We start from the raw sequence: 16999 nt of genomic DNA, 5'->3' as shown, positions 1-16999 counted from the left end.
CGCACGCGGGCGCGGCCACCCCCTTTCCTTTCGGTGCTGTGGGCGCCCGTATTTCCCGCCCTGCCCAGCAGTTACCGAGAGGTCTACTTCCGATGCGTCACACGTCCATTTCGTCGGGGAATGTCGCCAGAGCGGCAGCGATAGCCGTGGTTCTCGCCGTGGGCGCCGTCGCCTGCGGCCCCGAGGACGGCGGCGCCAAGAGCGCCGGGTCCGGCGCGTCCGGCACGCCCCACAAGGGCGGCGCGCTCAGCGTCCTCAACAACGAGGCGCAGACCGACTTCGACCCCGCGCGGCTCTACACCTCCGGCGGCGGCAACGTCCCCTCGCTCGTCTTCCGCACCCTGACCACCCGCAATCGCGAGAACGGCGCCGAAGGCACGAAGGTGGTGCCCGACCTCGCGACCGACACGGGCAGGCCCAATGCCGACGCCACCGTGTGGACGTACACGCTCAAGGACGGCCTCACCTACGAGGACGGCAGCCCGATCACCACCGCCGACATCAAGTACGGCATCGAGCGCTCCTTTGCCGCCGAACTGTCCGGCGGCGCACCGTACTTGAGGGACTGGCTGGTCGGCGGCGCCCAGTACCAGGGCCCCTACAAGGACGGCGGCAAGGGGCTCGCCTCGATCGAGACGCCCGACGCCAAGACCATCGTGTTCCACCTGAACAAGCCCGAGGGCGAGTTCCCCTTCCTCGCCACCCAGACGCAGTTCGCGCCGGTCCCCAAGGCCAAGGACAACGGCACCAAGTACGAGGAGCACCCCGTCTCCTCGGGCCCGTACAAGGTCGTCAAGAACGAGAACGACGGCGAGCACCTGGTCCTGGAGCGCAACCCCCACTGGTCCGAGGCGACCGACACCGAGCGCAAGGCCTACCCCGACACCATCGACGTACGCTCCGGGCTCGACCAGGCCGTCATCAACCAGCGGCTCTCCGCGTCCCAGGGCCCGGACGCCGCCGCCGTCACCACCGACACCAACCTGGGACCGGCCGAACTCGCCAAGGTCACCAGCGACAAGCAGCTCGCCGCGCGGGTCGGCACCGGGCACTTCGGCTACACCAACTACATCGCGTTCAACCCGAACGTGAAGCCCTTCGACAACCCCAAGGTCCGCCAGGCCATCGCGTACGCCGTCGACCGCACCTCGGCCGTCAACGCCGTGGGCGGCTCCTCGCTCGCCGAGCCCGCCACCACCTTCCTGCCTCACCAGAAGGCCTTCGGGTACACCCCGTACGACCTCTTCCCGGCGGGCGCGTCCGGCAACGCGGCCAAGGCCAAGGAGCTCCTGAAGGAGGCGGGCTACGCCGACGGGCTCACCGTCACGCTCACCCACTCCAACGCCAAGGGCGGCCCCAAGGGGCCCGAGGTCGCCACCGCCCTCCAGGACGCGCTGAAGAAGGCGGGCATCACCGTCAAGCTCCAGGGCCTCGAAGGCAACGACTACAACGACACCGTGGCCAGCGCGAAGAAGGAGCCCGGCTTCTTCCTGCGCGGCTGGGGCGCCGACTGGCCCTCCGGCGGCCCGTTCCTCGCGCCGATCTTCGACGGGCGCCAGATCGTGCGGGACGGGGCCAACTTCAACACCGGCTTCCTGAACGACGCCTCCGTCAACAGCGAGATCGACGAGATCAACAAGCTGACCGACCTGACCGCGGCCGCCCCGCGCTGGGGCGCGCTCGACAAGAAGATAGGCGAGCAGGCCGTGGTCGTGCCGCTGTTCCACCCCGTCTACAAGCGGCTGGTCGGCAAGGACGTCAAGAACGTCGTCATCAGCGACTGGACCGGCGTGCTCGACATCTCGCAGGTAGCGGTCAAGTAGCCATGTCCGAAGCCCTGTTGACCACCGGGGCGGGCGTCGTCGCGCCCGCCCCCGGCGGTCGCCTCTTCTGGCGGCGGCTGCGCGCCCAGCGCGCGGTCACCGCCGCGGCGGCCGTCTTCGTCCTGCTCGTCCTGGTCGCACTCGCGGCCCCGCTGCTCACCGCGCTCGAAGGCCAGGACCCCAACGCCTTCCACCCCACGCTCGTCGACTCGGCCAGCGGCGGCGTGCCCATCGGCCCGTTCGGCGGGATCAGCGGGGAGCACTGGCTCGGCGTCGAGCCGCAGACCGGCCGCGACCTGTTCGCCCGGATCGTCTACGGCGCCCGCGTCTCGCTCGGCGTCGCCTTCGTCGCCACCCTCATCCAGGTCGCGCTCGGTGTCGCCCTCGGCCTGTTCGCCGCGCTCGGCGGCCGCTGGGCCGACCAGATCGTCAGCCGTGTCACCGACGTCGCGGCCGCCCTGCCGATGCTCGTCATCACGCTCGGTCTGCTCGCGGTGGCCCCGGCCTCGATCCCGCGGCCGGTCCTGATCACGCTGATCATCGCCGGGCTCGGCTGGTTCGGCACGTCGAAGATCGTGCGGGCGGGTGCCCTCTCGCTCAAGACGCTCGACCACGTCTCGGCGGCGCGGCTCAGCGGCTGGGGCACCTGGGCGATCGCCCGCCGCGAGCTGCTTCCCGCACTCGCCGCGCCCGTCATCACGTACGCGGTCCTGCTCGTCCCCACCAATGTGGTGGCCGAGGCGGCGCTGTCCTTCCTCGGGGTGGGCATCAAGCCGCCGACCCCGTCCTGGGGCCAGATGCTCACCGACGCCAACACCTGGTACCAGGCGGCCCCGACCTATCTGCTCCTGCCGGCCGGCCTGCTCTTCATCACCGTCCTCTCGCTGACGGTGATTGGCGAGGGTGTGCGGACGGCGCTTGACCCGAGAGCGGCATCGAGGCTCCGGGTGGGCACCCGCAAGGGGCTCAAGTCGCGTAAGCCACTTCGTCAGTCACCTCGTAAGTCGCTCAAGGAGAAGGCAAGTTGACCGGCTTCACGGGCTTTCTGCTGAGGCGGATCGCCGGAGCCGTCTTCGTGCTCCTCGCCCTGTCCGTCATCGTGTACGCCGTGTTCTACGTGGCTCCCGGCAACGTCGCCCAGATCGTCTGCGGCGAACGCTGCTCGCCGCAGCAAGTCGCCCTGGTCCACGACAAGCTGAGGCTCGGCGACCCGCTGTACCTCCAGTACGGCCACTTCGTCCAGGGCATCTTCGCCGGCCGCGACTTCTCGTCCGGTACGGGGATGGTGCACTGCTCGACGCCCTGCCTCGGCCAGTCCTACCGCACCGACGAGCAGGTCACCGACCTCATCCTCGGCAAGCTCCCGGTCACCGGCTCGCTGGTGGTCGGCGCGTTCGTGCTGTGGCTGCTCATCGGCGTCGGCACCGGGGTGCTTTCCGCGTGGAAGCGCGGCGGAATGACCGAACGGCTGCTGACCTGGCTGACCCTGGCGGGCACGTCCACGCCGGTGTTCGTCATCGGCCTGCTGCTGATCATCATCCTGTGCTCGACGCTGCAGTGGCTGCCGTTCCCGCAGTACGTGCCGTTCACGGACAACCCGCAACAGTGGTTCTGGGGCCTGCTGCTGCCCTGGTTCTCCCTCGCCCTGATCGAATCGGCCAAATACGCGCGGCTGACCAGGAGTTCGATGCTGGAGACGCTCGCCGAGGACCATGTGCGCACGTTCCGGGCGTACGGGCTGACCGAGCGGGCCGTCGTCGGGCGCCATGCGCTGCGCGGCGCGGTCGCCCCGGTCATCGCGCTCAGCGCGCTCGACGCGGGGACCATGTTCGGCAGCGCGGTGCTCACCGAGACGCTCTTCGGCATCCCGGGCATCGGGCAGCAGCTCGTGCAGTCGGTGCGCACGGTCGACCTGCCGGTGGTGGTCGGCGTGGTCCTGACCACCGGATTCTTCGTGGTGCTTGCCAATGCGGTCGCGGACGTCCTGTACGCGATGGCGGATCGACGGGTGGTGCTCTCATGACCGAGCCTTTGGTCGAGGTGTCCGACCTCGGCATCTCCTTCGGCGACGTACGGGCCGTCGACGGCCTCTCCTTCGCGCTCCGGCCCGGGGCGGCGCTGGGAGTGGTCGGCGAATCCGGCTCGGGCAAGAGCGCGTCGGCGTACGCGCTGCTCGGCCTGCACCGGGGTACGGGGGCGCGGGTTACGGGTGCGATCCGGGTAGCAGGGGTGGATGTGATGGCCGCCTCCGACTCCGAACTCCGTTCCCTGCGCGGGGGGTTGGCGGCGATGGTCTTCCAGGACCCGCTGTCCTCGCTCGACCCGTACTACACGATCGGCGACCAGATCGCGGAGGTGTACCGGGTGCACAAGGGCGGCTCCCGGCGGGCCGCCCGGGCCCGCGCCGTCTCGGTCCTGGACCGGGTGGGCATCCCGGACGCGGCCCGCAAGTCCCGCTCCCGCCCCCACGAGTTCAGCGGGGGCATGCGGCAGCGGGCCCTGATCGCGATGGCGCTGGCGTGCGAGCCGCGCCTGCTGATCGCGGACGAGCCGACGACCGCGCTCGACGTGACCGTCCAGGCGCAGATCCTGGACCTGCTGCACGATCTGCGCCGCGAGACGGGTCTCGGCCTGGTCCTGGTCACCCATGACGTGGGGGTTGCGGCGGAGAGCGTGGACGAGGTGCTGGTGATGCGGGCGGGGAGGGAGGTGGAGCGGGGGCCGGTGGGAGTTGTGCTGGGGGCTCCGCGGGAGCGGTACACACGGGCGCTGCTGTCGGCTGTGCCAAGGCTTTCCCCCACCCCGCCCCTTCCCGAGACCCTCCGGGGGAGTGCGCCCGGCCGCGACCCGGTGGATGCTGCTGGGGATCCGCCCCAGACCCCGTTCGCGCCCGAAAGGCGCTCGTCCTCAAACGCCGGGCGGGCTGGAGGTGCCGGTGAGGGCGATTCGCAAGCGACGGCCGGTGCCGGTCGGTGTGGGGATGCCGGGGTGTCCGACCCCGGCAGCGGCGCGGGGAACTGCGCGAGCGGCCACGCACGGTCCGCAGCCGAACCGGAGCCCTCCGAACCCCAGTCGCTGCCCACCGTTGCCGGCCACCAGGCCGCATCCGAATCCCACCCCCGGAGGGTCTCGGGGAGGGGCGGGGTGGGGGAGGGCTCCGAAGAAGGCGGCGTCGTGCTCCAAGCGACCGGCCTCCACAAGACCTTCGGCCGCGGCCGAACCGCATTCACCGCCGTCGACGGTGTCAGCCTCGCCGTCCGCCGCGGGGAAACCCTCGGCATCGTCGGAGAGAGCGGGAGCGGGAAGACCACCCTCGGCCGCATGCTGGTCGGGCTGCTCCGGCCCAGCGCCGGGCGCGTCACCGGCACCGGCGACGTCCAGATGGTCTTCCAGGACCCCGTTTCCTCCCTCAACCCCCGCCGGTCCATCGGCGAATCCGTGGCCGACCCCCTCAGGGCGAGAGGAGAGCGGGACGACAGCCGCATCCGGGAGCGGGTCGGCGAGCTGCTCCAGAAGGTGGGTCTCGACCCCGATCGCTACGACAGCTACCCGCACGAGTTCAGCGGCGGCCAGCGCCAGCGCGTAGGGATCGCCCGCGCGCTGGCCGCCGAGCCGACACTCATCGTGTGCGATGAGCCCGTATCCGCGCTCGACGTCACCACCCAGGCTCAAGTCACCGCGCTGCTCGGCCAGTTGCAGCGCGAGCTCGGGCTCGCGCTCGTCTTCGTCGCGCACGACCTCGCCGTGGTGCGGCAGGTCAGCGACCGGGTCGCCGTCATGCGGCAGGGGCGGATCGTGGAGGAGGGCGAGGTCGACGTCGTGTACGGGGCGCCGAAGGACCCGTACACCCGGCAGCTGCTCGCCGCCGTACCCTCGCTGGATCCCGCGCTCGCCGCCACCCGTCGCGCGGCCCGGCGCGAGCTGCGCGAGGCATCCCGGGAGGCGGCCCCCGAGGAAGTGGCCGTGGCGTAGCCGTGTGTGACCGAATCGACCCGTAGCGCGACCGAACGCCATCGGGTCGGGAAAGTTACGTGCATTCACCCCTTCCGGTGGCGCGATGGACAACCGTCCGTCGCGCCACCGGCATAACCGCTTACGTTCGTCCCGCTGCGAGTCGCCGTTGCCAACGGTGGCCGCCCACAAGGGAGATCGGGGGTGCGCACATGCGGATCGGACTGCTCACGGATGGCGGTTATCCGTACACGACCGGTGAGTCCAGGCTGTGGTGCGACCGGCTCGTGCGCGGGCTCGCGCGGCACGAGTTCGACATATTCGCGCTCAGTCGGAGTGCCGAGCAGGAACAACAGGGGCTGCTCGCGCTGCCTCCGCACGTGCGTCAGGTGCGTACCGCCTCTCCCTGGGCCGCGCCCGAAACCTGTCACGCCGGGCGCAGACGCGCCGAGCGCGGGTACGGGCGGCGCGAACGCCGGGAGTTCGCCGGGCACTTCGGGCGGCTGGCCGGCTCCATCTGCACCGAGCGGGCCGACGGCGACGCGTTCTCGGACGGGCTCTACGGGCTCGCCTCCCTCGCGCGTGAGCACGGCGGGCTCGGCGGCGAGCTGCGTTCCGAGACGGCTGTCCGCATTCTGGAAGCCGCCTGCCGTGCCCCCGGCGCGAACCGGGCCGTGCAGGCCGCCCGGGTGCCCGACCACCTCGCCTTCGCCACTCTCCTGGAGCGCGCCCTGCGCCCGCTCTCCCTCGACTGGTACGGCGACGACGCGCTCGGCGCGGTCGACCTCTGCCATGCCACATCCGGCGGCCGCGCCGCCCTGCCCGGACTGCTGGCCAAACGCTTCTGCGGGGTCCCGCTCCTGGTCACCGAGTACGGCGTACAGCTCCGCGCCCAATACCTCGCCAACGCCCAACTCTCCGTCCCGGTAAGGGCGTTGCAGGCTGCCTTCCAGCGCCGGCTCGCCGCCGAGGTGTACGCGCGGGCCGAGCTCATCACCCCCGGCAACACCCACACGCGTCGCTGGCAGGAGCGCTGCGGAGCCGACCGCGCCAAGCTGCGCACCGTCTACCCCGGCATGTCCGCCGACCGGTTCCACGCGGTGGGGGAGGGCGCGTACGAGGGCGAGCCCAACACCCTGGTGTGGGTCGGGCGGATCGAGCCCGCCAAGGACCTCATCGCGCTGCTCCACGCCTTCGCCGAGGTCCGCAAGGCCGAACCCGAGGCGCGGCTGCGCCTGATCGCGGCGCCCGCCGAGGGCGCCGAGGCCGTCACCTACCTCGCGCACTGCCGGGCGCTCGCCGCCCAGCTCTTCCCCGACGAAGCCGCCGACGCCCACGCGGTCGGCGACAACCCCGTCTCGTTCGAGGAGATCGGCGGCCCCGAGGCGCCCGAACTCGCCGACGCGTACGCCGCCGGAAGCGTCGTCGTCCTGTCCAGCGTCGTCGAGGGCTTCCCCATCAGCCTCGTCGAGGCCATGTTCTGCGGCCGGGCCACCGTCTCGACCGACACCGGCGCGGTCGTCGAAGTCATCGGCGGTACGGGACTGGTGGTGCCGCCGCGCAATCCGCGCGCCCTCGCCGATGCCTGCGTGGCGCTGCTCCGCGACCCCGAACGGCGCTCGCGCCTGGGCGCCGCCGCCCGCGCCCGCGCGCTCGAACTGTTCACCGTGGAGCAGAACCTCGCGGCATTTCGCGGCATTTACCTGGAGCTCATGTCGCACAACCCGGTCCACCGCGAGAACGCCGACGACTCGGTCGCCCCGCAGCCCTTCGCGCACCCCGCCGAAGCCCATGTGCCCGGCCGCTGGGCGGCCCCCACCGCGGCTCGCGTGCGGTCCAACTCGCCGTCCAACGGCCCCAGTTGGGCGGGCGGCCCGATCGCGATCCTGTTGCAGCAGCGCCTCGACGCCGCAGCGGAAGGGGCGGACGCGTGACCGACATCCCCTCCGCCCCGGCCGCCGGAGCGGCCTGGGGCGCCCGTCCCAAGGACGCCCTCGCCCCGACGCCCGACCGGAGCGGCACGGGCCGCGCCGCCACCCCCCGGCGCGGCCCCGCCGACCCCGTCAGAGCCCTCATGCACCGCCACCGCGCACTCTGCGAACGCGCCGTCGACCCGCTGGAGATCGCGGCAGGCCTCGAAGCGCACGGCGTCACCGACCGCACCGCCGCCCGCTTCCGTCACCGCGACGTCTTCTCGCTCGCCGAAGAGCTCTACGCCCGCGTGCCCCGCGACACCGAAACGCCGTCTGCGACAAGGGAGTTGGCTCCGGAGCCCGCCGGGTGGGCGCTGTGGGCCCTGCTGCCCGGCGTCGTCTGTGCGCTCGCCGTCGAGGGTGTCCAGCTCACCGCCGGCGGGGTCCGGCTCGTGGCCGGGGCGGTCGGCGCGGCCGCCTTCGTCGTCGCGCTCACCCTGACCCTGCGGCGCGGCCCCCTGCGCGCCGGCCCCCGCGCCAGGCCCGCTGCCCGCCTCTGCGCCGCCTGGCTCATGGCGTACGCCATCGGCGGCGACGGGTTGCTCGCCGAGGCCGTGCGGGGCGGCCCCGACGGAGGCTGGCCGCTCGACCCGGCGGCCGCCACCGGCCTCGCCTTCGCCGTGGCCCCCGCGATGTGGTGCGCGCACCTCTTCTCCGTACAGGCGCGCCGGAAGCTCGAATCCAGCCGGGGCCTCGCCGAGTTCGCCGGGCGCTCCCGCCCGCTGCTCCTGGCGACCGTGGCCCTGTTCCTCGTCGGCCTCACCGCATGCCTGGCGATCGCTCAACTGGCCTACGGCGCCGATGCGTTCGCGGCCGCAGCCGCGCTCGGGGTGCTGCTCTGGCTCGCCCGGCTGCTCGCCGCGCACGGCTTTGCCGGAGCCGCGACCAAGGTGCTCGCCGCCGCCGCGAGTGCCGAACTGCTCGCGCTCGCCTTCGTGTTCGCCGGGCGGCTGCCCGGCTGCGCCGCCCTCGGCCGCCCCGTCGAAGCCGTGGTGCGGACCTGGGGCGCCGGGGCGCTGCCCGCCGCCGTGTGCGGCGCCGCCGCCCTCGCCCTGCTCGCCCGAGCCGCCGCCGTGCTGGCCCGCGCCTCGGCCCACTGTGACCAGTGAGGCGCCCGACGACCGACGCGCCCACCCCACCGAAGCGCCGCGATCGCCCGACCCCCTTACGGAGCGGGCGAGGCGGCATTGAAGGAGAACGACACATGACCGCCCTGCCACCGGCCTCCCGCCGCCCGCACGGAAGGACCGTGCGATGAGGGTGCTGCTGCTCGGAGCCAACGGATACCTCGGCCGGTTCGTCGCCGACCGCCTGCTCGCCGACCCCGCCGTGCAGCTCACCGCCCTCGGGCGCGGCGACGACGCGGACGTACGGTTCGACCTCGCCACCGGCAGCCCGGGAGCCCTCACCCGCTTCCTCGACGCCGTGCACCCCGGGGTCGTCGTCAACTGCGCCGGGGCCACCCGAGGCGGCGCCCGCGAGCTGACCCGGCACAACACCGTCGCCGTCGCCACCGTCTGCGAGGCCCTGCGGCGCAGCGGCTGCGGCGCACGTCTCGTCCAGATCGGCTGCGCCTCGGAGTACGGGCCCTCGCAGCCCGGCTCCTCCACCGCCGAGGACGCCGTGCCGCGCCCCGGCGGGCCGTACGGCGTCTCCAAGCTCGCCGCGACCGAACTCGTCCTCGGCTCCGGCCTCGACGCGATCGTGCTGCGCGTCTTCTCGCCCGTCGGCCCCGGCACCCCCGCAGGCTCGCCGCTCGGGCGCCTGGCCGAAGCGATGCGGCGGGCCATGCAGTCCGGCGACGGCGAGCTGAAGCTCGGCGGGCTCGGCGTGCAGCGGGACTTCGTGGACGTACGCGATGTGGCGCGGGCCGTGCACGCCGCCTCGCTCTCCGCCGCCCAGGGCGTGGTCAACATCGGCACCGGACGCTCGGTGAAGCTCCGCGACGCGGCCGCCGTCCTGGCCAGGGTCGCGGGCTACGCGGGCACCCTGCACGAACTCGACGGGCCGCCCGTCATGCGCCCCGGTCTCATCGGCTCCCCGCGCTCCGGCGAGGCCGCGCTCGAACACCTCGCCACGCCCGCCCCGTACCCCGACGGCTGCGGCAGCTGGCAGCAGGCCGACGTACGCACCGCCCGCGACCGGCTCGGCTGGCGGCCCCGGATCAACCTGGAGGAATCGCTCGCCGACATCTGGATGGAGGCGGCATGCCGAATCTGACCCGGCTCCTCGGGCAGCGCTCGGCGACCGGCGCCGACCGGCTCGGCCTCGGTGTCCCCGGCTACGCCCACCCGCTCGTCGCCCCCGTCGAATGGGCCGAACTCACCCGCCCCGGAACGCCGTTGCACTGGGCCGTGCTCAATGTCTCCGGCGGCACCCCCGGCGGCCCCGGCAGCCGGCCCGACCCGCACTGCCTCGAAGCCGTCGGCAAACTGCGCAACGCGGGCATCCGGGTGCTCGGCCACGTCGACACGGCGTACGGCAGCCGCCCCTTCGGCGAGCAGATCTCCGAGGCGCACCGCTACCTCGACTGGTACCGGGTCGACGGCTTTCTGCTCGACCGATGTCCCACAGAGCGAGACGCGCTTCCCGAAATGCGGCGCACCGCCGACACGCTGCGGGCCCTGCGCGACGGTGCCCACCTGGTCTTCGGGCACGGGACGCACCCGTACCCCGGCTATGCGGAGGCCGCCGACCAGCTGATCACGTACACCGGGCCGTGGACCGACTACCGCTGGTCGCAGGTGGCCGAATGGACCGCCGACTATCCGTCGGAGCGCTTCTGCCACCTGGTGCACGGGGTGCCCCGAACGCATCTGGAGGAGGCGCTGCGGATCGCCCGCTGGCAGGGCGCGGGCACGATCTACTTCACGGACCGCGTCGACCGCTCCGGCCGGGGGAACGGCCATATCGACCCATTCCAGACCCTGCCCGGCTACTGGGACGAAATCGTCTCGCGGATCGGACCGGGTATCTCGGAATGAGGGGGCGCGTGGCAGTGTTACGGAGAGAACAACCGTACTGAGTTACCGACCGACGGAGTTTCCGTGTCGCTGCCACCCCTGGTCGAGCCAGCAGCTGAGCTCACCGTAGACGAGGTCCGCAGGTATTCGCGCCACCTGATCATCCCCGACGTCGGGATGGACGGGCAGAAGCGGCTGAAGAACGCGAAGGTGCTCGCCGTGGGCGCCGGCGGTCTCGGCTCCCCGGCCCTGATGTACCTGGCCGCCGCCGGTGTCGGCACGCTCGGCATCGTGGAGTTCGACGAGGTCGACGAGTCGAACCTCCAGCGCCAGATCATCCACAGCCAGGCCGACATCGGCCGCTCCAAGGCGGAGTCCGCGCGGGACTCCGTCCTCGGCATCAACCCGTACGTGAACGTCGTCCTGCACGAAGAGCGGCTCGAAGCCGAGAACGTGATGGACATCTTCAGCCAGTACGACCTGATCGTCGACGGCACGGACAACTTCGCGACGCGTTACCTGGTGAACGACGCGTGCGTGCTCCTGAACAAGCCGTACGTCTGGGGTTCGATCTACCGCTTCGACGGCCAGGCCTCCGTCTTCTGGTCCGAGCACGGTCCCTGCTACCGCTGCCTCTACCCGGAGCCCCCGCCGCCGGGCATGGTCCCGAGCTGCGCCGAGGGCGGCGTGCTCGGCGTCCTGTGCGCGTCGATCGGCTCGATCCAGGTCACCGAGGCGATCAAGGTCCTCGCGGGCGTCGGCGAGCCGCTGGTCGGCCGCCTGATGATCTACGACGCCCTGGAGATGCAGTACCGCCAGGTCAAGGTCCGCAAGGACCCCGACTGCGCGGTCTGCGGCCCGAACGCGACGGTCACCGAGCTCATCGACTACGAGGCCTTCTGCGGCGTCGTGTCCGAGGAGGCCCAGGAAGCGGCCATGGGCTCGACGATCACTCCCAAGCAGCTCAAGGAGTGGATCGACGCGGACGAGAAGATCGAGATCATCGACGTCCGCGAGCCGAACGAGTACGAGATCGTCTCGATCCCGGGCGCCAAGCTGATTCCGAAGAACGAGTTCCTGATGGGCACGGCGCTCGAATCGCTGCCCCAGGACAAGCGCATCGTCCTGCACTGCAAGACGGGCGTCCGCTCGGCGGAGGTCCTCGCGGTCCTCAAGGCGGCGGGGTTCGCCGACGCGGTCCACGTAGGGGGCGGCGTGATCGGCTGGGTCAACCAGATCGAACCGGAGAAGCCGATCTACTAAGCGCTGGGTACTCGGACCGCGGGCCGTCCGTGGCCGGTCGCGCAGTTCCCCGCGCCCCTTAAGGCCATGGGGGTCGGCCCGCACTTCTCGTGCGGGCCGGCCCCTTTGTCGTTCTGCGTGATCGCATCCGGCCACGACGAGCCGCAGTCGAAAACGCACCCAAAGCGGCGCCGGGTCACTGGCAGACGGCCCCCGCAGAAGGCACCTTTCCTTCCAGGAGGTAAGCGTTCACAGCCCCCTGCACACACTTGTTGCCGCTGTTGTACGCCCCGTGCCCCTGCCCCTTGTAGGTGAGCTCGACGCCGACCCCGGGGCCCAGCTTGTCCACCATGTTCTTCGCGCCCACGTACGGCGTCGCGGGATCCCCCGTGTTGCCGACGACCACGATCGGGGCGGCGCCCGGTGCGCTCACGTCCGGGGTGGTCCACTGGCCGACGACCGGCCAGTGGGAGCAGCCCATGAGGCCCCAGGCCATGAAGTCGCCGAAGACGGGCGAGGCCTTGCGGAACTCGGGGAGCTTGGCCTTCGTTTGCTCCAGTGAGTAACGCTCTTTGAAATCAGCGCAGTTGATGGCCGTATTGGCGGCCTGGATGTTGCTGTACGTGCCGTCCTTGGAGCGCCCGTTCATGGCGTCGGACAGGGCGAGGAGCAGCGCGCCCTGTCCGCCCTCCGCCTCGTCGACGCCCTGTTCGAGGAGCTGCCAGTACTCCTTGGAGTACAGGGCCTGGGCGATGCCGTTGGTGGCCTGGGTCTGGGTGAGCTGCCGGCCGCTGTTGCCGGCCGGAATGGGCTTCGTGTTGAGCTGGGCGAGCAGCTTGACGATGACGTCCTCGACCTCTCGTACGTTCGCGCCGCGCAGGAGGCACTTGTCGCCGCGGTTCACGCAGTCCTGCGCGAAGTTGTCGAGGGCGAGCTGGAAGCCCTTGGCCTGCCCGATCGCGCTCTGCTCGACGTCGTTGGTGGGGTCGACGACGGCGTCGAAGACGGCCCGCCCGACGTTCTTGGGGAACAGATGGGCGTAGACGCCGCCGAGTTCGGTCCCGTACGAGATCCCCATGTAGTACAGCTTCTGGTCGCCGAGGACCTGGCGCAGCAGGTCCATGTCGCGGGCGGCTTCGGTGGTGCCGACGTGGGGGAGCACCTTGCCGGAGTTGTCCTGGCAGGCGGTGGCGAACGACTTGAGGCCCTCGATGTACGCCTGCTCCGTGGAGGCGTCGTCGGGCGTGGCGTCCTGGGCGAAGTACTTGTCGAGCTGGGAGTCGTTCTCGCACTGCACGGGCGCGCTGGCGCCGACCCCGCGCGGGTCGAAGCTGACCAGGTCGTAACGGCCGCGCAGCCCCTCGTAGTCACTGGCCGCGGCGGGCAGGGTGGAGACGCCGGAGCCGCCCGGGCCGCCGAAGTTGAAGACGAGCGAGCCGATGCGGTGTGCCTTGTCGGTGGCCTCGGTACGGATGAGGGCGAGGTCGAGGGTGCCGGCCTTGGGGTTCGCGTAGTCCAGCGGCACCTTCATGGTGGCGCACTTCCACTGGGCGCCGCCGGGCAGCGGGGAGGGCGCGGAGCCGGTGCCCTCGGCCGCGGTGGGCGCGGTGCACGCCTTCCAGTTCAGCTTCTGGGTGGCGAGCTCGGCCGCGTCGGCGGTGCCCGAGGTGAGCCCGCCCTCGTCCTTGGCCCCGCTGGAACAGCTGACGGCGGCGAGCAGTACGGCGGCGGCGCTGAACGTGGCGGCCCGGGTCCGCTTGCGCGGGGCGCGGTGGTGTTCCATCCCCCCATCCTGCGTCGGGAACAGGAAGAGCGCGCGGGCGGGGCGGCCCATCGGGGTGGCACCCTGCCCGGCTCCGCCCGGGCGCCGGCCCGCTCAGCCCGGGACGCGCGCCCGGTCGAGCACCCGTTCCGCCGCCGAGCAGAGGCTCCACCAGGCGGTCCACCGCCTCCCGGCCGATCCGTTCGGCCAGACAGGTGGAGAGTGCCCGTTGAGGTCGGCACGCTGGAACGGGTCGCCGCCGGTGATCACGAACAACGGGCCGGGCTCTCCGAACGCGGCGATCTGGTCCATCAGGCGCCGGGCGTCCACCCGTCGAGCTCGCCCGGGTCGCGGTCGCACCAGGGTCCGCCCGCTCATCGCACCCGCTCCCAGCCGCGCCGCGCCGCCCGGTCGGCCGTCAGCTTCGGATCGCGGCGCCGGTAGACGACGTACGGGCGGAACAGGTACTGGACCGGCGCGCTGAACATGTGGACCAGGCGCGAGTACGGGATCAGCGCGAACAGCGTGAAGCCGAACAGGATGTGCAGCTGGAAGGCGAGCGGGGCCGCACTCATCAGGTGGTAGTCCGGCTGGAAGGTGAACAGCGAGCGGAACCAGATGGAGATGCCTTCGCGATAGTTGCAATCATCGGTCGCGCCAGTGGAGTTGAGGATCGTCGCCGTCAGGCCGAGCAGCATGGCGCCGAGCAGGAATGGGTACATCAGGCGGTCGCTGCGCAGCGTCGCCTTGCGCACCGCCGGGACCTTGAAGCGGCGGAAGACGAGAATGCCGATGCCGGCCGCCGCCGCGACGCCCGCGACCGCGCCCGTCGACACGGCGAGCAGGTGGTAGGTGTGGTCGCTGACGCCGACCGCGTCCGTCCAGCTCTGCGGGATCACCAGGCCCACCACATGGCCGAGTACGACGAAGAGCATGCCGAAGTGGAAGAGCGGCGAGCCGATGCGCAGCAGCCGCGACTCGTGGACCTGGGTGGAGTGGGTCGTCCAGCCGAACCGGTCGTAGCGGGCCCGCCAGAAGGTGCCCGCGATCAGCAGCGCGATCGAGACGTAGGGCAGCACGCCCCACAGGAACAGGTCCATCAGGAAGCCTTCCTCTCGGGGAAGCCCGGCCAGGGGAGTTCGACGCCGGGCCCGAACGGCTCAAGGCCGACGGTCTCGTGCGGCGGGCCCGCCTTGGCCAGCGCCTTCGCCTCGGCCTTCGTGGTGGGCGAGGCGCCGGGCAGGGTCGCGCAGACCGCTTCGAGGACGTCGGCGTAGGGGGTGCCGGTCTCGGTCAGGGCGAGCCGCAGCAGTTCGAGGCCCGCCCGGTGCTCCTGGAGCAGCTCGGTGCCGGACTCCTCGTGGCGCCCGGCGAATTCGAGCGCGGCCGGAAGGAAGTCGGGGAGCTCCTCGTGACTGAACTCCAGGCCGTGGTCGCGGTAGATCCGCTTGATCCGGACGAGCGAGAGGCCCCGGCGCCGGGTGTCGCCGTCGGTCCACCACGTCAGGTACAGACAGCGGCGGTTGCGGGTGTCGAACGTCGACGTGTAGTGCGCGGCCAGATCCAGCGGATCGGTGGCCGCCGCCACGTCCACGAAGGCCTGGAGTTGCCCGGCCGCTGAGCCCGGGCATTCCATCAATGCGTCGTGCAGCAAAGGGAGTCGGTCATGGAAGGCCTCGTCGGGGTAGTGCAGGCAGCGGGCCGCGACCAGGCGCAGAACGGCTGAGCTCTCGGGGGTCATGCGCTCCTCCGGGTCGGGGAGAGGTTCAGCAGGACACGGTTCGGGGCGACCTCGCCGACCGGGCAGGTGTCGTCGAGCGGGTGGGCCTCGGCGAGGGCGTCGGCGTCGGCGCGGGCCGCACTCGGCACCACGTACCGGTCCTCGTACTTGGCGATCGCGAGCAGCCGGAACAGGTCCTCCATCTCGGTGCCGGTCAGGCCCACGGCCCGTGCGATGGACTCGTCGCGCTCCTCGCCGAGGTTCACGCGCCGCATGTACGAGCGCATGGCGGCCATCCGGCGCAGGACCGCCTCCACGGGGTGGGTGTCGCCCGCCGTGAGCAGCTCGGCCAGGTACTCCACCGGAATGCGCATCGCGTCGATCGCACCGAACAGGTTCCCGGCGTCCTCGCCGTCGTGACCGCTCGCGGCGACCGCCTCGACGACCGGTGAGAGCGGTGGCACGTACCAGACCATCGGCATCGTGCGGTACTCCGGATGCAGCGGAAGGGCGACCTGGTAGGTGGCGATCAGGTCGTACACGGGGGAGCGGCGGGCCGCCTCGATCCACTCGTGGGTGATGCCCGAGGCCTTCGCGGCGGCGGCCACGGCCGGGTCGTCCGGGTCGAGGAAGCACTCCAACTGGCTCGGATACAGGTCGTGTTCGTCCTCGACGGCCGCCGCATCGGCCACCTTGTCGGCGTCGTACAGCATCACGCCGAGGTAGCGCATCCGGCCGACGCAAGTCTCCGAGCACACGGTCGGCAGGCCCACCTCGATGCGCGGGAAGCAGAAGGTGCACTTCTCGGCCTTGCCGGTGGCGTGGTTGAAGTAGACCTTCTTGTACGGGCAGCCCGTCACACACATCCGCCAGCCGCGGCAGGCGTCCTGGTCGACCAGGACGATGCCGTCCTCCTCGCGCTTGTACATCGCGCCGGACGGGCACGACGAGACGCACGCGGGGTTCAGGCAGTGCTCGCAGACCCGGGGCAGATAGAACATGAAGCTCTGCTCGAACTCGAAGCGGATCTTCTCGCCGACCTCGTCGCGGATCTTCTCGACGATGGGGTCGAGCGGGGCGTTCTGGGGTGCGCCGCCCAGGTTGTCGTCCCAGTTCGGGCCCCACTCGATCGTGTCGACGGGCTCGCCGGTCAGAGCGGACACGGGCCGCGCGACGGGCAGGTCGTTGCCCGCGGGGGCGTCGATGAGGTTCTTGTACTCGTACGTCCAGGGCTGGTAGTAGTCGTCGATCCCGGGGAGTTCGGGGTTGGCGAAGACCTGGCCGAGGCGCTTGAGGCGGCTGCCCGCGCGAAGCCGCAGCCTGCCGGAGCGGGTGCGCTCCCAGCCGCCCTTCCACTTCTCCTGGTCCTCCCAGCGGCGCGGGTAGCCCTGGCCGGGGAGGGTCTCGACGTTGTTGAACCAGACGTACTCGGTGCCCTGCCGGTTGGTCCACGCCTGCTTGCAGGTGACCGAGCAGGTGTGGCATCCGATGCACTTGTCGAGGTTCATGACCATGGCGATCTGTGCCATGACGCGTCCAATGGTCGCTTCGCGACGGGGCATGAC

14 protein-coding genes are annotated in these 16999 nt (G+C 71.5%); 9 read left to right on the top strand and 5 right to left on the bottom strand.

What is annotated here, in order from left to right; all coding sequences use genetic code 11:
- Positions 1-92: 92 nt before the first annotated feature.
- The 9 genes from IE206_RS15685 (at position 93) to moeZ (ending at position 11973) form a co-directional block, all read left to right on the top strand.
- On the top strand, positions 93-1823 hold the full coding sequence (locus IE206_RS15685) for an ABC transporter substrate-binding protein (RefSeq protein ID WP_189962762.1): 1731 nt from the start codon (positions 93-95) through the stop codon (positions 1821-1823).
- A 2-nt stretch (positions 1824-1825) separates the two neighbouring features.
- Entirely contained in the window at positions 1826-2851 is a 1026-nt protein-coding gene (locus IE206_RS15680) for an ABC transporter permease (RefSeq protein WP_189962761.1), read from the top strand.
- Complete coding sequence (locus IE206_RS15675; protein WP_189962760.1) at positions 2848-3846, top strand: ABC transporter permease; 999 nt, start codon at positions 2848-2850, stop codon at positions 3844-3846. Before IE206_RS15680 ends, IE206_RS15675 begins: the two co-directional genes overlap by 4 nt.
- Positions 3843-5795, top strand: a complete 1953-nt coding sequence (locus tag IE206_RS15670; RefSeq protein ID WP_189962759.1) for a dipeptide ABC transporter ATP-binding protein — start codon at positions 3843-3845, stop codon at positions 5793-5795. Before IE206_RS15675 ends, IE206_RS15670 begins: the two co-directional genes overlap by 4 nt.
- A 191-nt stretch (positions 5796-5986) precedes the next feature.
- Positions 5987-7708 (top strand): DUF3492 domain-containing protein, encoded by a 1722-nt coding sequence (locus tag IE206_RS15665; RefSeq protein WP_189962758.1) that lies wholly within the window; start codon positions 5987-5989, stop codon positions 7706-7708.
- Positions 7705-8856, top strand: coding sequence for a hypothetical protein (locus IE206_RS15660; RefSeq protein ID WP_189962757.1), 1152 nt, complete (start codon positions 7705-7707; stop codon positions 8854-8856). The genes IE206_RS15665 and IE206_RS15660 overlap by 4 nt, the downstream gene beginning before the upstream one ends.
- A gap of 145 nt (positions 8857-9001) precedes the next feature.
- Positions 9002-9967: an NAD-dependent epimerase/dehydratase family protein gene (locus tag IE206_RS15655; RefSeq protein WP_189962756.1), complete on the top strand. Its 966-nt coding sequence runs from the start codon at positions 9002-9004 to the stop codon at positions 9965-9967.
- Positions 9955-10731 (top strand): spherulation-specific family 4 protein, encoded by a 777-nt coding sequence (locus tag IE206_RS15650; RefSeq protein ID WP_189962755.1) that lies wholly within the window; start codon positions 9955-9957, stop codon positions 10729-10731. The genes IE206_RS15655 and IE206_RS15650 overlap by 13 nt, the downstream gene beginning before the upstream one ends.
- Positions 10732-10794: 63 nt before the next feature.
- Positions 10795-11973 (top strand): adenylyltransferase/sulfurtransferase MoeZ, encoded by a 1179-nt coding sequence (moeZ, locus tag IE206_RS15645; protein ID WP_189962754.1) that lies wholly within the window; start codon positions 10795-10797, stop codon positions 11971-11973.
- Positions 11974-12148: 175 nt separating this feature from the next.
- On the opposite strand, the gene IE206_RS15640 is transcribed toward moeZ, so the two are convergent.
- The 5 genes from IE206_RS15640 to narH all read right to left on the bottom strand — a co-directional run bounded on the left by IE206_RS15640 (position 12149) and on the right by narH (position 16996).
- Positions 12149-13735 (bottom strand): alpha/beta hydrolase, encoded by a 1587-nt coding sequence (locus IE206_RS15640; protein WP_189962753.1) that lies wholly within the window; start codon positions 13733-13735, stop codon positions 12149-12151.
- A 93-nt stretch (positions 13736-13828) separates the two neighbouring features.
- Positions 13829-14044: a hypothetical protein gene (locus IE206_RS15635; protein WP_189962900.1), complete on the bottom strand. Its 216-nt coding sequence runs from the start codon at positions 14042-14044 to the stop codon at positions 13829-13831.
- 44 nt (positions 14045-14088) lie between these two features.
- A complete protein-coding gene (narI, locus tag IE206_RS15630) occupies positions 14089-14814 on the bottom strand; it encodes a respiratory nitrate reductase subunit gamma (protein WP_189962752.1) in 726 nt (241 codons plus the stop codon).
- Positions 14814-15455 carry a nitrate reductase molybdenum cofactor assembly chaperone gene (gene narJ / locus IE206_RS15625; protein ID WP_189962751.1) on the bottom strand — a complete coding sequence of 214 codons (642 nt, stop codon included), beginning with the start codon at positions 15453-15455 and terminating at the stop codon, positions 14814-14816. The genes narI and narJ overlap by 1 nt, the downstream gene beginning before the upstream one ends.
- Positions 15452-16996, bottom strand: a complete 1545-nt coding sequence (gene narH / locus IE206_RS15620; RefSeq protein ID WP_189962750.1) for a nitrate reductase subunit beta — start codon at positions 16994-16996, stop codon at positions 15452-15454. The genes narJ and narH overlap by 4 nt, the downstream gene beginning before the upstream one ends.
- Positions 16997-16999: the final 3 nt, after the last annotated feature.

Source organism: Streptomyces violascens (genome assembly GCF_014649955.1).
GTDB lineage: Bacteria > Actinomycetota > Actinomycetes > Streptomycetales > Streptomycetaceae > Streptomyces > Streptomyces violascens.
Note: the sequence above shows the minus strand (reverse complement) of the source record. Positions and strands in the feature narration are given on the sequence as shown.

What these genes read in the sequence shown, in the direction of transcription:
- IE206_RS15640 (WP_189962753.1), bottom strand. Translation starts at nt 13,735, where the DNA reads ATGGAACACCACCGCGCCCCGCGCAAGCGGACCCGGGCCGCCACGTTC.
- IE206_RS15680 (WP_189962761.1), top strand. Translation starts at nt 1,826, where the DNA reads ATGTCCGAAGCCCTGTTGACCACCGGGGCGGGCGTCGTCGCGCCCGCC.
- IE206_RS15650 (WP_189962755.1), top strand. Translation starts at nt 9,955, where the DNA reads ATGCCGAATCTGACCCGGCTCCTCGGGCAGCGCTCGGCGACCGGCGCC.
- narI (WP_189962752.1), bottom strand. Translation starts at nt 14,814, where the DNA reads ATGGACCTGTTCCTGTGGGGCGTGCTGCCCTACGTCTCGATCGCGCTG.
- IE206_RS15655 (WP_189962756.1), top strand. Translation starts at nt 9,002, where the DNA reads ATGAGGGTGCTGCTGCTCGGAGCCAACGGATACCTCGGCCGGTTCGTC.
- narH (WP_189962750.1), bottom strand. Translation starts at nt 16,996, where the DNA reads ATGCCCCGTCGCGAAGCGACCATTGGACGCGTCATGGCACAGATCGCC.
- IE206_RS15665 (WP_189962758.1), top strand. Translation starts at nt 5,987, where the DNA reads ATGCGGATCGGACTGCTCACGGATGGCGGTTATCCGTACACGACCGGT.
- narJ (WP_189962751.1), bottom strand. Translation starts at nt 15,455, where the DNA reads ATGACCCCCGAGAGCTCAGCCGTTCTGCGCCTGGTCGCGGCCCGCTGC.
- IE206_RS15670 (WP_189962759.1), top strand. Translation starts at nt 3,843, where the DNA reads ATGACCGAGCCTTTGGTCGAGGTGTCCGACCTCGGCATCTCCTTCGGC.
- IE206_RS15685 (WP_189962762.1), top strand. Translation starts at nt 93, where the DNA reads ATGCGTCACACGTCCATTTCGTCGGGGAATGTCGCCAGAGCGGCAGCG.